Consider the following 13,815-nt stretch of genomic DNA (forward strand, 5'->3'; position numbering starts at 1 on the left):
ATGCGACTGACGAGACGTCTGCGGATCCAGTTGGCGGTACTGCTGGTCATCGGGTTGACCGCTGCCGTCGTGATGGCGATCAACTATGTCAAGGTGCCCGCGCTCCTGGGTATCGGCCAGTACCGCGTGATCGTCGAACTACCCGAATCCGCAGGTCTGTATCCCAGCGGCAACGTCACCTATCGCGGAGTCACCGTCGGTCGCGTCGACGACGTCCGGTTGACCACCACCGGAGTCGAAGCCGTGCTCGCGCTGCGCACCGGCACTGACATCCCGTCGGATCTCGACGCCGAGGTGCACAGCCAGTCCGCAGTGGGGGAGCAGTACGTGGCGCTGCTGCCGCGCTCCGATGCTGCCCAGCCGCTTCGAGACGGTGACGTGATCCCGCTGTCACGCACCACCATCCCGGCTGATCTCAACGAGTTGCTGGACGCCACCAATGCCGGTCTGCTGGCCATTCCCGGCGACGATCTGCGCACGGCGATCGACGAGTCCGCCACGGCGGTGGCAGGCCTGGGTCCGGAGCTGAGCCGCCTCATCGACGGAGCCACAGGAGTGGCCATCGACGCCCGAGACAACCTCGGTCCACTGATCACGCTCATCGACAAGGCCGCCCCGGTGCTGGACTCCCAGGCCGACACGGCAGCAGATATCCAGGCGTGGTCGTCGCATGTCGCCGAGCTCACCGCCCAGTTGCGGGACAACGATGCGGCCGTGGCCGGGATAGTGCAGGGTGGCGGTCCGGCCACCGACGAGGTGCGGGCACTGTTGGATCGGGTGCAGCCGACCGTGCCGATCCTGCTCGCCAATCTGGTGAGCATCGGCGAGGTGGCCCTGGAGTACAACGCCAGCCTCGAGCAGATCCTGGTGCTCTTTCCCCAGGGCACCGCGATCTTCCAGCAGCTCGGCGTGCCCACCCACGGCACCGGCCTGCCGCCGGGTGGCTACCTGGACTTCAACCTCAACTTCAACCTCCCGCCACCCTGCACCACCGGATTCCTCCCCGCTCAGCAACGCCGGGCGCCCGCCCTCGAAGATGCCCCCGACCGTCCGGCGGGTGACCTGTACTGCCGCATTCCTCAGGACTCGATGTTCAATGTCCGTGGGGTGCGCAACATTCCATGCCAGACGGTGCCGGGCAAGCGAGCCCCTACGGTGAAGATGTGCGAGAGCGACGAGAGCTACGTCCCGCTCAACGACGGGATGGCGTGGAAGGGGGACCCGAACGCGACCCTGTCCGGTCAGCCGATTCCGCAGGTGGCTTCGGTGGAGTACGACCCGGCTACCGGCACCTACCTCGCTCCCGGCGGCACGGTCGGTCGGCGGCCCGATCTGGCTGCCGGCGTGCCGACCGAGAAGACGTGGGAGTCGCTGTTGGTTCCGCCGGGACGGTAACTCAGCGATTGCGATCGGCTAACGATCGTGCACGTTTCCAGTCCGGGGGTGTCCACCGGGAATGCGGTTGTGATGACGTGGATATCAATGGCTCACTCCCGCACGTTGCTGACATCCCTGGCCGCAGCCGGCGCCGTCCTGGCATCGGCGCCCCTGGCGCACGCTGCGCCGCCATCCGACGGCCAGGGCTACCTGGATTCGACGGCCCGGTGTGCCTCGGTGGCCGACACGGTGGTGTTCGGCAGCACCTCGGCCTCGAGGGTGGCGATCTGCCGAACTGCAGATGGCCTGCAGTACCGCGGGGTCCGAGTGCGCGACGGTGCCCGACTGATCCTGCCCGCCAGCGGTTCCAACGGCACATACACGGCCACCCGGGACGGGGTCACCTACACCGTCACCTCCGCCGGCCTCGACATCACCAGCGGTTCGCGCACCCTGCGGTCGGAGGCCATGCTGGATTTCCACGGCAGCGCCACGCCGGATGCACCCTCGACGGCACCGACTGAACCCGCCGCTCCGGTCGACGACCGCCCGCCGTTACCCGCCGAGGTGGGCGGCAGCGGGAGCTGACGCCGACCGCGGCCACCTCCTCATAGCTTCCGATGGCAGCCGTTCCGGCACCGTCGCGCAACAGACTCGGGCCGGCCCACAGCCCAGGATGGATCTCCAGGCTGCGGGCATCGACCAGCTCGCCAGTGGTCAGTGCGGCCATCCTGCGCTGCCCCTCGGAACCGCTGGCCAGATATCGCTTGTGAGTGGCGCGGACCTGGTCGGCGGACAGTCCGGCGATCAGATCCTCGGCTTGCCACCACGCCTGCTCTGCAGTGGGCCGGGCCACGCTGTGCAGACGCAGGCCGTAACGCAGCGTGCGGCCGTACCTGGCGGCCGCCTCGCGGACGCGAGAGATTTTGTCTCTCACTTGATCTGGGGGCTCACCCCAGGTCAGATAGACGTCGGCGTGCCGGGCGGCCACCTCGATGGCCGCAGGTGACGACCCCCCGAAGTAGATCGTCGGGACCTGCTCGACGGGATAGGCGATCCTGGCGTCGGTCACGTCGTAGAACTCACCGCGGAAGGAGAACTCGGGGTTGTCCCAGATCCCGCGCACCACGGTGAGGAACTCCTCGGTGCGCCGGTACCGCGCCGACTTGTCCAGGTGGTCACCGTAGCGGCGCATCTCGTCATCGTCACCGCCGGTGACGACGTTGAGCGCCAACCGGTTTCCGGTGAATCGCTGATAGGTGCTGACCTGTGCGGCAGCCAGACCGGGCGACAGAACCCCGGGTCGGAAGGCCACCAGGTACTTCAACCGCTGCGTGTGCTGAGCCAGCGCTGCGGTGGCGATCCAGGAGTCCTCGCAGTGGGATCCGGTGGGAGTCAACACCGCCTCGAAACCGAAGTCCTCGGCGGTGCGGCCCAGTGCCGTCAGGGTCCCCAGTGACGGTTCCAGATGCGAGTGGGCCCGCGCCGCAGCTGTTCCCCTGTTGTCGGCGATGGTGGTGGTGTCGCCATGTGTCGGCAGGTACCAGTGGAACTTCAGGCTCATTATCCGATCTCCGACCATCCACGGCGGCAACCCTTTTCGCCGCCGAGGCCGAACATCGCGCCTGGCGCCCTTGAATCCCGTTCCATTGCAGTTTGTTTCATTGTTCGATCGACAGACTAGTGCCGCTCCGCAAGGACGCATCAACAATGGCCAAGGTCACGGTGCGCCATTTGGGCACCTCAGGGGCGTTCTGCGGGCGTCGCGGGCCGCCGCATTCAGATCAACACGATTTCTACTGTTCTCGGGCCTTGAAAGGTTGCGTACGTTGAGCAGCTGTCTGCCTGGACGGCCCTGCAACGACGCGCGGCGACATCCTTTCGAACCAGAGAGCTCCCATGATCGAGATCGAGAACCTGACCAAACGGTTCGGTGATCGCACTGTGCTTGACGACATTTCCTTATCGGTCGGCAGCGGTGAGATCCTCGCCGTAGTCGGCCCAAGCGGTGCAGGCAAGAGCACCCTCTCGCGATGTGTCAGCTTCCTGGAGCGTCCGAGCAGCGGCACCGTCCGAGTGGACGGCAAGGACTTCACCCGCATCGACGGAGCCGAACTGCTGGCCGCTCGCCGCAGTGTCGGCGTGATCTTCCAGTCCGCTCCACTACTGCGCCGTCGCACCGTCGCTCAGAACGTGGCGCTGCCGTTGGAGTACCTGCACGCCACCGACAACTCCGTCCAGAAGCGTGTCATCGAACTGCTGGACCGGGTAGGACTAACCGAGCGCAGCGGGTTCTATCCCGCCCAGCTCTCTGGGGGACAGAAGCAGCGCGTCGGTATCGCCAGGGCACTGGCTCTCGGACCGTCGAATCTGCTTTCCGACGAGGCGACCTCAGGGCTGGACCCGACCACCACCAAGCAGATCCTGGCGCTGCTGAGCCACCTACGAGACGAGTACGGGCTGTCCATCATCTTGATCACCCACGAGATGGAAGTGGTTCGTGAGATCGCAGACTCGGTGGCCCGCATCGACGAGGGCCGCATCATCGAGAGCGGTTCGGTCGAAGACGTCATCCTCGACCCCACCTCACTGCTGGCGCACGAACTGCTCCCGGACCGCCCGAGTGTGCCGCTGCAGGGTGACGGCGAGGTGTGGGAAGTTTCCTACGCGTCTCGCCAGGTGCCGCTGGACTGGTTGACGTCCATCGCGACCGCACCGGGAATCTCCGATGCCACAGTGAGTGTGCTCAGCGCCAGTGTCGAGGCCATCCGCGGTATTGCCGTCGGCCGCGCGGTGCTCTCCATTTCACCGTCGGCACCCAGCGGTTTCCGGGACTACCTCAGCGATCGCGGGCTGCACGTACGCACCACGACGGCGCCGGTGGCGGAGGCCGTCGCGTGACGACTGTGCTCGCCATCGAGGATTTCGACACCCCGTGGGCGAACGTGCCCAACCTGTTGCTGCCGGCCTACGGTCAGACCTGGGTGATGGTGGCGGTCACCATGGCGCTTGTGGTGCTGATCGGCACCCCGGTCGGCATCATCCTGCACAACACCTCGGAGCTGGGCCTCTTCCCGGACTCTCGGGTGTTCCGGGTGCTCAACACCATCGTCAACATCGGCCGCTCGCTGCCATTCTTGATCCTGATGGCGGCCATCATCCCGGTCACGCGCTTCATCGTGGGCACCACCATCGGCATCCCCGCAGCCATCGTGCCGATGACCGTCGCCGGTGTGCCGTTCTTCGCCCGCCTTGTGCAGAACGCGCTGCGCGACGTGCGGACCGACGTCACCGACATGGGGCAGGCCTCCGGAGGTTCGGCGGTTCAGGTCATTCGGTCGGTGCAGCTGTCCGAGGCGCTGCCCGCGCTGGCCGGCGCGTTGACCGTCAACACCATTGCGATGATCGAGTACTCGGCCATCGCCGGATCGATCGGCGCCGGCGGGATCGGGAACCTCGCAATCACCTACGGCTACAACCGTTTCGACGACAACATCATGATCGCCACGGTGATCACGTTGATCGTCACCATCCAGGTCGTCCAGTTCGTCGGTGACCGCGCGGTCGCCGCACTCACCCGTTAGGAACAAACCATGAGCACGCTTGATCTCGAGATCAAGAAGAAGAACAAATGGCCCTGGATCGCCGGGGCGGTGGTCGCCGTTGTCGCGATCGTCGGCGGCATCGTCTACGCCAACACCTCCAACGCCGACCAGCCCTTCGGCACCAACCTCAAGGTCGCCACCTGGAGCACCGACATCGCGGCAGAGAACCTGCTGCAGTTCATCGCCGCCGATGTCGCGCCGGATCACGGCATCACCATCGAACCGGTTCAGATCGACAACCTGATCGAGATCAACCGGGCCGTCGACGCGGGCAATGTCGCAGGTAACTTCTTCGAACACCAGCCGTTCCTCAACGATGCCATCGCCGCCAACGGATTCGAACTGACCCTGGCCGCACCGACATTCACCTGGGATCAGGCCACCTATTCCAACAACTACCGCAGCTGGGACGAGCTGCCCAACGGCGCCAGCATCGCTCTGCGCGACGATCCCGCCGGCCAGGCCATTGCCCTGCTGGATCTCGCCGAGGCCGGTCAGATCACCCTGAAACCGGGCAAGGACACCATCGAGGGCCTGCCGCAGCTCGGAGACGTCGAGTCCAACCCGAAGAACTACCAGTTCGTCCAGGTGCCGATCGGTCAGCTGGCGCGCAGCCTCGCCGACGTCGACGCGGTCACCGTGCACATCTCCGACGTCTACGCCGCCGGACTCACCGAAGATCAGATCCTGGCTCGCCATCCCGCCCCTGCGGGCAGTGAGGGAGGACTGGTGGTGAGCAACAAGCACCTCGAGGATCCGAACGTGCAGAAGCTGATCGAGACGTTCAAGGACCCGAAGATCGCTGAGTTCCTGGAGACCACCGACAATGCACTGATCCGCGACACCCTGGGTCCGATCGGTGGCTAGCCCGAAACGACCCCTGTACTACTCGGCGTTCGTCATGAACACCGCTTCTCATGTGCTGCATGGGCTCTGGCGGGCACCCGAGGCCCAGAACCACCGATTCAACGAGTTGAAACACTGGACCTCGCTGGCGGCACAGGTCGACAAGGCCGGTTATGACCTGCTGTTCTTCGCCGATGTCTTCGGTCTGCGCCAGACGTGGAACGGCAACTGGCGCAAGGCGGTCGAGGCGGGCATCCAGATTCCGGTCAACGATCCCTCGGTGCTGGCGTCCGCGCTGGCGGCGGTCACCGAGAACCTGGGCATCGTGTTCACCAGCTCGATCATCCAGGACCACCCGTTCGACTTCGCCCGGCGGATGTCGTCGCTGGATCACTACACCGACGGTCGGCTGGGCTGGAACATCGTGACCAGCTTCAACGACAACATGTTCCGCAGTTTCGGCCACGAGGGCACGCTCGCCCACGACGAACGCTACGAGTGGGCCTACGAATACGTCGAGGTGGCGTACAAGTTGTGGGAAGGCTCCTGGGACGACGACGCCCTGGTGCAGGACAAAGAGCGCGGCGTGCATTCCGACCCGGCGAAGATCCACAAGATCAATCACGTGGGCAAGCGCTACAAGGTCGAGGGTCCGCATTTCTCGTCGCCTTCACCACAACGCACCCCGGTGTTGTTCCAGGCCGGCTCGTCACCTGCGGGTCAGCTGTTCTCGGCCCGCAACGCCGAGGGTGTGTACATCAGCAGCCCGAGCCCTGCTGCCGCACACGCGCTGACCACGGAGACCCGGCAGCTGGCCGCCGCCAACGGACGCGACCCCGACGACATCACCTTTGCCCAGGGGTTGTCCTTCGTCATCGGCGATACCCACGCCGAGGCGGTGCGACGCAATGACGAGATCAAGCGTTACCTCGACCTGGAAGGCATTGCGCTGCATGCCCTCGGCGACGCGGGGATCGACGCGGGCAGCCACCCGTTGGACACCCCGCTGAGTGAACTGGGGGAATTCACCGGAGTGAAGAGCTACGCCCGATGGGCGGCGGAATTGTCGGGTAGCGCCGAGCCGACCATCCGGGACCTGGCCTGGGTGATGGAAGGAGCCAACCGCGTAGTCGGAACGGCCGACGAGATTGCCGACCACCTCGAGGAATGGCGTGAAGCCGGCGTCAACGGCGTCAACGTCTACCACGCGACGGTTCCTGGTTCGTTCCAGGAGGTGGCGGACCGGTTGTTCCCCACGCTGCGTGAGCGCGGCCTGATCGCCACCGAGAAGTCCGGGACGCTGCGGCAGAAGCTGTTGGGTAGGGGTGACCGACTGCCGGATTCACACCCGGCCGCTGAGTACCGGGACGCCTTCAACGACAACAACCTACTGAAGCGACCTACTGAAGCGACGACGACCTACTGAACGGAGCCAGTCGGCCATTCCCTGACAACACGCTGCCAGGGGCGAGTCGGGACACGACGACGGCACACCCGCGCTGGTAGGGTCCAGACCACCGACGACCGACGAAACAGGCAGATTCCCACACGAAAGAGTCTTGTGCGCACCGGAGAGATCAAAGCCTTGTCCGGCTTGCGCATCGTTGCCGCTCTGTGGGTGGTGCTGTTTCATTTTCGGCCGTTGCTGGAGCAGGCGGCGCCAGGTTTTCGCACGGCGCTGGCCCCGATCCTCAACAGCGGAGCGCAGGGCGTCGACCTGTTCTTCATCCTCAGTGGGTTCGTGCTGACCTGGAGTTATCTGGACAAAATGGGGCCGCACTGGTCCACCAGGGCCACACTGCACTTCTTGTGGTTGAGGCTTGCGCGGGTCTGGCCCATCTATCTGGTGACGATGCACCTGGCTGCGTTGTGGATCATCTTCACTCTCTACGTCGGGCACATCCCGTCCGAGGCCGTGCATGAACTGACTGCAGGCAACTACCTGTCGCAGTTCTTCATGGTGCAGTTGTGGTCGGTGCCGTTTTTCGACGGCACCAGCTGGAACGGCCCCGCCTGGTCCATCAGCGCAGAGTGGCTGGCCTACCTGCTGTTCGGCGCCCTGATTCTGGTCATCTTCCGGATCAGCCAGGCCACCCGCGCCAGGGGACTGGTGTTGCTGGCGGTCGCGGCTTCGTTGCCACCGATCATGTTGCTGCTGGCCACCGGATTCTTCTACTCACCATGGAGTTGGCTGCCCCGCATCGTCATGCAGTTCACCGCCGGCGCACTGGCATGTGCGGCGGTGCGCAAACTGCGGCCCACCGATGGCTCCAGGCAGGTCGCGGGGTGGACGTCGCTGGCGTTGGTGGCTGCCATCGTGGGGCTGCTCTACTGGTTCGACGCGCACCCCTCGCCGCGCATCTACGACTCGGTGGGACTGGTCGACGTGCTCTTCGTCCCGCTGGTGGTGGCGCTGGCGATCGGCGCCGGGAGCCTGCCGGCCTTCCTGGCCTTGCGGCCCATGGTGTATCTCGGGCACATCTCGTTCTGCCTGTACATGGTGCATGAGATCGTCCACACGGCGTGGAACTGGGCGGTGTTGCAGTTCGAGATTGTGCTGGTGCCCAGCTGGTGGGCCAAGGCGGTGGTGGCCGGTCTCATCCTGGGCGCACTGGCCACCTCAGCGGTGCTGTACCACCTCGTCGAAGAGCCCGCTCGGCTGTGGATGCGGCGGATGATCGACGTCCGCAAACTCCCCGTGGACATCCGCACCGAAAAGGCGGCACACGGGTCGCTGAAGTCCGTCCACGATTCCGACGGGTCCGTCTCCGCACGGGCGGGTTGACCCTGGTCATCTCCGGACTGTGCGAATGCGCACGGGCCCGTGCCAGTCGACGTCCGGATCGACAGTGTTGCCGCCTTGGGTGATCTCCACTTCCCCCGCCCTGGCGAGTGCTCGTGCCGTCGCGCGGGCATCGTCCATCAGTTCTCGCCAGCCCTGGCCACCGACCATGCGCGCCGCGTCCGACGGGCAGATGCTGCTGTCGGGCCCACGGCGGGTGGTCAGCTCCCGGATGACTTCCTCGAGGCGCTGTCGTGGTGGACCGGACATGTCTTGAGTTCTACACCTGCGCCGGTGGGTTGTCAGTCCTGTCAGACGCCGGCAGCCGAAATGCCTACCCGGGGGCCAGCTGGTCGACGCTGCTGCGCAGCGCCTGTATCACCGCCGAAACTGAGTGGGCTGGCTCAATTCTGGTGACGGCCAGCGTGGCCCGGCCCGTCCAGTCCGGGTCCTTGACACCGATGACGGTCACACCGGCCGGCACCGAGCGTGCTGCCAGTTCGGGGAGTAGACAAATGCCCAGCCCCGCCGCCACCATCCCGAATCGGGCCGGCCAGCTGCGCAGCCGAAACCTTATGACGGGATCGGCGAGCGTGGGCCAGGCCGCGAACTGCGGTTCGGCGGCCGAACCAGCTCCGGCGATCCAGTGTTCGTCGGTCAGTTGCGCCACATCGACCTCTGCCGACGTGGCAAGGCGGTGGTCCTCGGGGACAGCGACACACAGATCGCCCGCATACAACCGGTGGACGGACAGGTCGGAGAGGTCGTAATCGGCCAACCCACTGCCAACGCCGACCACGACGACGTCGAGTCGACCGCTTCGCAGGTCACGCAACAGCGCGGGTGTGGCCGCCTCGACCAAAGACACCCTCAGCCCAGGATGTTCGGTGTCGAGGTGGGCCACCGCCCGGGGGACCAGGACCGACATGGCTGCCGGAAACGCGCCGACGGCCACCCGCCCGGTGAGACGGTCAGCCAGACTCTCCAGACTTCGTTCCAAGGTATGGACACCGCCCAGAATGTGCGCGGCGTGCTCGAGCATCACCGCCCCCGCCGCCGTCACACTCACCCCGCGTGCCTCCCGGACGAAAAGCCGCTGTCCCACCGCGTCTTCCATAGCGCCGACCTGCCTCGAAATCGCGGGCTGCGAGTACCCGAGTGAGCGTGCCGCCGCACTGAACGACCCCAACAGCGCAATTTCGCGACAGACCCGCAGGCCCTCGAGCGTCACATCGGTCACCCCGACCATGCTAGCTATCCATTTCCCGTATGGGTGTTCGTCGAAACTGTCATGTCGCGAATGGATTACCCGGCCTCTGGCGATCCGTTGGACTCGTCGAACAGAGAGGAAAACATGACCAACACCTGGTTCATCACCGGCGCCTCCCGTGGCATGGGTCGCGAACTCGTCGAGCAGGCACTGAAACGAGGAGACACCGTCGCCGCTGCGCTACGGCGACCAGAGCAGCTCGACGATCTCGCGGCACGGTTCGGCGAGCGGCTCTGGCGTCGTGCACTCGACGTCACCGACACCGTCGCGCTGCGCGAAACTGTCGGCTGCGCCTTCGCCGACCTCGGGCGCATCGACGTGGTGGTGTCGAACGCCGGCTACGGAGTGTTCGGAGTGGCCGAGGATCTCGACGACGGGCACATCGACCAGATGATCGCCACCAACCTCACCGCATCCATTCACCTGGCCCGTGCGGTGCTGCCGTACCTGCGTGCGCAGGGCGGCGGACACCTGATGCAGATGTCGAGCATGGGGGGACTCCTGGCATTCCCGGCGTTCTCCCTGTACCACGTGACGAAATGGGGAGTCGAAGGCTTCTACGAATCCTTGTCGCAGGAGGTCGAACCGTTCGGCATCCGAACCACGCTCATCGAACCGGGAGTGGTGCGTACCGGCTTCTTCGATGCCGCCACCCGGATCGAAGTCAGCCAGCCGTACCGTGGCGGCCCCGCCGACCGACCCGGCCTCACCGAGGACGAGATGACCGACAGCGTGGAGCGCACCGTGGCCGCGATCATCCGTGCTGCCGACATGGCTGATCCACCTCGGCGCCTGGTGCTCGGCTCGGACGCCTGGTCGCTGGTGACCGACGTGTTGTCGGCGCGGCTGATAGAAGTGGCGGCACAACGGGACAACGCAGCAACGGCGGACATAACCTAGCGCCGCGCCCAGGGTTTCTCGTTGTGTCTGCGGCGTGCCTGCTCGGCGGCGCGGTCCTGCGCCCAGACTTCTTCGAACCTCTCGCCCGGGCGCACGTTGGGCACACGATTCATGATGGAGCTCAACCACTTCGGAGCCGAAGCCGGCTCATACTGTGGGATCGCGCCGCTGAGTGCTGTCAGGCTCTTGAGCACCACGAACACTCCGAAGAAGGCGTCAGGAGCACTGGTGATCGCCACGGCGAGGAATCCGAAGATCAGCGTCATGTGGACCACGATCACTCGGCTCAGGCCACCGTTGGCCAGCTGTTCCAGTTGCCAGAAGGTCCACTGCCGCAAGCCGATCAGATCCACCAGGAAGTCCAGCGCCAGCAGCACCACTACGGTTAGGCATCCGAAAACAACGCTGCGCCAGTCGATCTGGATTATCGAGCCGTATCCATTCCGATTGAGGATCAACAGGATGGTGCCCAGCATCAGAGCATGTACCGCACTGAAGGAGAAGGCCACCAGCGCAAAGCCCGAGATGAAGGACGCGGACCGTCCGCTGCGGCGGCCCTCGGTGGGCCCTCGGTAGTCGAAATGGCCGCACAAGGGCTTCCAACGCCGATGCAGTTGCAGGCGAGCGCAGATGAACACGCACACCGCGAGCGTCTCGAACCAGTAGACCACCAGGGTCGTGGCACCCGACCAGTCCGCGGCAAACCAGCCGACCGCCGGCACCGCGATGACGCCCAGCATCGTGAGCACGTGCGCGACGCGGGTCATCGGCACATCGTCGCACGCACCTGTGCACCGGGTTCAGCCTCGACCGGCCCGCCACTTGTCCAGGAGCCTGCGGTCGCGCTTGGTGGGCCGGCCCGCGCCGCGGTCGCGAACCGCCACGGGGATGTGGGGCACCGAAGGTGCCGGGGGAGTCCGGTCCAGATAGCAGGTCACTGCCACCGGAGCACCGACCCGTTTCTGGATCACCTGCACTACCTCGACGATGCGGGTGGTGTCGCCGACTCGAGCTCGGACGGTGTCGCCGGGAACCACCGATGTGGACGGTTTTGCGGTGCGGTCGTTGACCCGTACGTGTCCGCCGCGGCACGCTTCGGCAGCGTCGGAGCGAGTTTTGGTCAGCCGCACCGCCCACAACCAGCGATCCACCCGGGTCGACTCCATACCGTCCATCATGACTCAGGCCGCGACGGGGTTTACCGCCGCCGGCAACGGGCTAGTTAGACAGTGTTCGCAACACATGCGGGTCGCAGCTGACCCGGGAATGGAGTGATCCCCGTGAAGTGGAAACAGGTTCTTGCCGGAGCCGCGGTGATGGGCGGCTTGACTGCGGGTGCCGTCGGAGTCGGTGCCGCCACGGCCGCTGCCGAACCCGGCTGGACGCCGCCGCCGGTTCCGCCGGCAGGCCCGAGCACCGGAACTCCTCCGGCATGGGCCCCGCCGCAGCCGGTGCCGCCGGCGTGGGCCATGGGCAACCCCCAGGTCTGGGACGAGGGCTGGCAGCACTGGGGCGTGTGGGTGAACGGGGTTTTCGTCCCGACCTACTGACCCTCATCGGCGTCGCGGCCACCGTGGACCTCCGGGTTGACGGTGGCCGCCTCCGTCAGGGGATGGCGGTGAATCATGTTGGGATGCATGAACTTCAACCAGTTGTAGGGGTGTTCCGGTGACGTTGTGCTACCCAGGGTGAAGGTACGGTCGGTCCGCCGGGACCGGCCGATGGTCGTCAACCACGAGGCGACGGTGCTGATCCGGTTGCGGACGCCGGTGAGAAACGCGATGTGGATAAAGCCCCAGGCGAACCAGCCGAGTCGGCCCGCCAGTTTGACGGGGCCGACCTGCAACAGGGCATGGCCGTAGCTGATGTAGGCTGCCGAGCCCAGATCGCGGTAGCGATAGGCGCGGCGCGGTTCACCCCGGGTGTCACGCCGGATGCAGGCCGCTGCATGCAGACCGCCCTGCATGGCATTCTCGGCCACCCCCGGCAGATGGTCGCGGCCCACCAGATCGCCGATCACGAAGACTTCGGGGTGCCCGGCAACGGTCAGGTCGGCCTCCACGGCGATGCGCCCGGCCCGGTCGGTGTCGGCGCCCAGCGCCGCGGCCACCTTCCGCGCGAACGGCACCGCTTCCACTCCGGCGGTCCACAGCACCGTGTGGGCAGGATAAACCTCTTCGGGGCCACCGTGTTTCGGTGTGACGGTGATGCCGTCATGACGCACATCGGTGACGTGTACGCCCAGGTGCAGCTCGACTCCCAGCTCTTGCAGGATTCGAGTGGCCTTGTCGGTCAAGGCGGCTGCGAAGCTGTTGAGCACACGGTCGCCGCCGTCGAAGAGCATCACACGGGCGTCCTCGGGCTCGATGCTGTGGAACTCCTTGGACAGGGCCCGTGTCGCCATCTCCCGGATCTGGCCCGCCAATTCGACGCCGGTGGGACCACCGCCGGCAACGGCGAAGGTCAGCCACGCATCGCGATCCGGACCGGGCGGCAAGGTCTCGGCCATCTCGAAGGCCCCGAACAGTCGCCGCCGGATGCTCACCGCATCGTCGAGTGTCTTCATACCCGGCGCCCACTGCGCGAAGTCCTCCCGCCCGAAGTACGCCTGCCGCATCCCCACCGCAAGCACCATGACGTCGTAGTCCACTGTGAACGTCGTGTCATCGGGGCGGCGGACAGTGACACGTCGGGTCTGGACGTCGATATCGCAGGCCTCGCCCATCAGGGTCGTCACATTGCGGTGCGCGGCCAATTCCTCACGCAGGGAGCGACTGATCTGGCCGATGCTCAGGGTGCCGGTGGCGCACTGGTACAGCAGTGGCTGGAAGACATGGGATCCGGCGCGGTCCACCAAGGTCACATCGACGTCCACACCGCCGAGCCTGCGCGCGCAGAACAAGCCACCGAAGCCGCCGCCGATTATCAACACCCGAGTTCGCGTCATCCCTATGGTCTACCTTGACCTCGAATTCAGCATGACGATGCCTGCGCTCGTCGAGGTAACGGCACGTGCGACGGCCGCGATACGCGGT

General features: G+C 65.8%; 15 protein-coding genes. 8 read left to right on the forward strand and 7 right to left on the reverse strand.

The window, feature by feature from the left end; genetic code table 11:
• The gene (locus tag BVC93_RS27130) at nucleotides 1-1,395 is read left to right on the forward strand and encodes an MCE family protein (protein ID WP_083740122.1); all 1,395 of its coding nucleotides are present in this window, start codon (nucleotides 1-3) and stop codon (nucleotides 1,393-1,395) included.
• Between the two features lie 188 nt (nucleotides 1,396-1,583).
• On the opposite strand, the gene BVC93_RS33300 is transcribed toward BVC93_RS27130, so the two are convergent.
• Complete coding sequence (locus tag BVC93_RS33300; RefSeq protein ID WP_157517100.1) at nucleotides 1,584-1,781, reverse strand: hypothetical protein; 198 nt, start codon at nucleotides 1,779-1,781, stop codon at nucleotides 1,584-1,586.
• Between the two features lie 29 nt (nucleotides 1,782-1,810).
• Nucleotides 1,811-2,941 (reverse strand): LLM class flavin-dependent oxidoreductase, encoded by a 1,131-nt coding sequence (locus tag BVC93_RS27140; protein WP_236950138.1) that lies wholly within the window; start codon nucleotides 2,939-2,941, stop codon nucleotides 1,811-1,813.
• A 335-nt stretch (nucleotides 2,942-3,276) separates the two neighbouring features.
• On the opposite strand from BVC93_RS27140, the gene BVC93_RS27145 reads away from it, so the two are divergent.
• From BVC93_RS27145 to BVC93_RS27165, 5 genes are all read left to right on the forward strand, one after another.
• Nucleotides 3,277-4,278: a methionine ABC transporter ATP-binding protein gene (locus BVC93_RS27145; protein ID WP_083740123.1), complete on the forward strand. Its 1,002-nt coding sequence runs from the start codon at nucleotides 3,277-3,279 to the stop codon at nucleotides 4,276-4,278.
• Nucleotides 4,275-4,961 carry a methionine ABC transporter permease gene (locus tag BVC93_RS27150; RefSeq protein WP_083740124.1) on the forward strand — a complete coding sequence of 229 codons (687 nt, stop codon included), beginning with the start codon at nucleotides 4,275-4,277 and terminating at the stop codon, nucleotides 4,959-4,961. The genes BVC93_RS27145 and BVC93_RS27150 overlap by 4 nt, the downstream gene beginning before the upstream one ends.
• Nucleotides 4,962-4,970: 9 nt before the next feature.
• Nucleotides 4,971-5,849: a MetQ/NlpA family ABC transporter substrate-binding protein gene (locus BVC93_RS27155; protein WP_083740125.1), complete on the forward strand. Its 879-nt coding sequence runs from the start codon at nucleotides 4,971-4,973 to the stop codon at nucleotides 5,847-5,849.
• Between the two features lie 34 nt (nucleotides 5,850-5,883).
• On the forward strand, nucleotides 5,884-7,254 hold the full coding sequence (locus tag BVC93_RS27160; protein WP_083741392.1) for an LLM class flavin-dependent oxidoreductase: 1,371 nt from the start codon (nucleotides 5,884-5,886) through the stop codon (nucleotides 7,252-7,254).
• A 135-nt stretch (nucleotides 7,255-7,389) separates the two neighbouring features.
• Nucleotides 7,390-8,613 carry an acyltransferase family protein gene (locus BVC93_RS27165; RefSeq protein ID WP_083740126.1) on the forward strand — a complete coding sequence of 408 codons (1,224 nt, stop codon included), beginning with the start codon at nucleotides 7,390-7,392 and terminating at the stop codon, nucleotides 8,611-8,613.
• A gap of 6 nt (nucleotides 8,614-8,619) precedes the next feature.
• Here BVC93_RS27165 and BVC93_RS27170 read toward each other — a convergent pair whose 3' ends face one another.
• Together BVC93_RS27170 and BVC93_RS27175 are read right to left on the reverse strand one after the other, a co-directional pair.
• The gene (locus BVC93_RS27170; protein ID WP_083740127.1) at nucleotides 8,620-8,880 is read right to left on the reverse strand and encodes a DUF3253 domain-containing protein; all 261 of its coding nucleotides are present in this window, start codon (nucleotides 8,878-8,880) and stop codon (nucleotides 8,620-8,622) included.
• A 64-nt stretch (nucleotides 8,881-8,944) separates the two neighbouring features.
• The gene (locus BVC93_RS27175) at nucleotides 8,945-9,850 is read right to left on the reverse strand and encodes a LysR family transcriptional regulator (RefSeq protein WP_083741393.1); all 906 of its coding nucleotides are present in this window, start codon (nucleotides 9,848-9,850) and stop codon (nucleotides 8,945-8,947) included.
• A 114-nt stretch (nucleotides 9,851-9,964) separates the two neighbouring features.
• Between BVC93_RS27175 and BVC93_RS27180 the strand changes: the two genes are divergently transcribed.
• Nucleotides 9,965-10,780, forward strand: coding sequence for an SDR family oxidoreductase (locus tag BVC93_RS27180; RefSeq protein WP_083741394.1), 816 nt, complete (start codon nucleotides 9,965-9,967; stop codon nucleotides 10,778-10,780).
• On the opposite strand, the gene BVC93_RS27185 is transcribed toward BVC93_RS27180, so the two are convergent.
• Both BVC93_RS27185 and BVC93_RS27190 read right to left on the reverse strand, forming a co-directional pair.
• The gene (locus BVC93_RS27185) at nucleotides 10,777-11,547 is read right to left on the reverse strand and encodes a DUF6498-containing protein (RefSeq protein ID WP_083740128.1); all 771 of its coding nucleotides are present in this window, start codon (nucleotides 11,545-11,547) and stop codon (nucleotides 10,777-10,779) included. The genes BVC93_RS27180 and BVC93_RS27185 overlap by 4 nt on opposite strands.
• 33 nt (nucleotides 11,548-11,580) lie before the next feature.
• A complete protein-coding gene (locus tag BVC93_RS27190; RefSeq protein ID WP_083741395.1) occupies nucleotides 11,581-11,946 on the reverse strand; it encodes an RNA-binding S4 domain-containing protein in 366 nt (121 codons plus the stop codon).
• Nucleotides 11,947-12,060: 114 nt separating this feature from the next.
• Between BVC93_RS27190 and BVC93_RS27195 the strand changes: the two genes are divergently transcribed.
• The gene (locus BVC93_RS27195) at nucleotides 12,061-12,330 is read left to right on the forward strand and encodes a hypothetical protein (protein WP_192860115.1); all 270 of its coding nucleotides are present in this window, start codon (nucleotides 12,061-12,063) and stop codon (nucleotides 12,328-12,330) included.
• On the opposite strand, the gene BVC93_RS27200 is transcribed toward BVC93_RS27195, so the two are convergent.
• A complete protein-coding gene (locus BVC93_RS27200) occupies nucleotides 12,324-13,727 on the reverse strand; it encodes an NAD(P)/FAD-dependent oxidoreductase (protein ID WP_083740129.1) in 1,404 nt (467 codons plus the stop codon). The genes BVC93_RS27195 and BVC93_RS27200 overlap by 7 nt on opposite strands.
• Nucleotides 13,728-13,815: the final 88 nt, after the last annotated feature.

The sequence above is a fragment of the Mycobacterium sp. MS1601 genome, assembly GCF_001984215.1.
Classification (GTDB): Bacteria; Actinomycetota; Actinomycetes; order Mycobacteriales; family Mycobacteriaceae; genus Mycobacterium.

Excerpts from the sequence above, each read along its gene's own strand:
- BVC93_RS27155 (WP_083740125.1), top strand. The coding sequence starts at position 4,971 with ATGAGCACGCTTGATCTCGAGATCAAGAAGAAGAACAAATGGCCCTGG.
- BVC93_RS27140 (WP_236950138.1), bottom strand. The coding sequence starts at position 2,941 with ATGAGCCTGAAGTTCCACTGGTACCTGCCGACACATGGCGACACCACC.
- BVC93_RS27200 (WP_083740129.1), bottom strand. The coding sequence starts at position 13,727 with ATGACGCGAACTCGGGTGTTGATAATCGGCGGCGGCTTCGGTGGCTTG.
- BVC93_RS27180 (WP_083741394.1), top strand. The coding sequence starts at position 9,965 with ATGACCAACACCTGGTTCATCACCGGCGCCTCCCGTGGCATGGGTCGC.
- BVC93_RS27160 (WP_083741392.1), top strand. The coding sequence starts at position 5,884 with ATGAACACCGCTTCTCATGTGCTGCATGGGCTCTGGCGGGCACCCGAG.
- BVC93_RS27190 (WP_083741395.1), bottom strand. The coding sequence starts at position 11,946 with ATGGAGTCGACCCGGGTGGATCGCTGGTTGTGGGCGGTGCGGCTGACC.
- BVC93_RS27145 (WP_083740123.1), top strand. The coding sequence starts at position 3,277 with ATGATCGAGATCGAGAACCTGACCAAACGGTTCGGTGATCGCACTGTG.
- BVC93_RS27130 (WP_083740122.1), top strand. The coding sequence starts at position 1 with ATGCGACTGACGAGACGTCTGCGGATCCAGTTGGCGGTACTGCTGGTC.
- BVC93_RS27170 (WP_083740127.1), bottom strand. The coding sequence starts at position 8,880 with ATGTCCGGTCCACCACGACAGCGCCTCGAGGAAGTCATCCGGGAGCTG.
- BVC93_RS27185 (WP_083740128.1), bottom strand. The coding sequence starts at position 11,547 with ATGACCCGCGTCGCGCACGTGCTCACGATGCTGGGCGTCATCGCGGTG.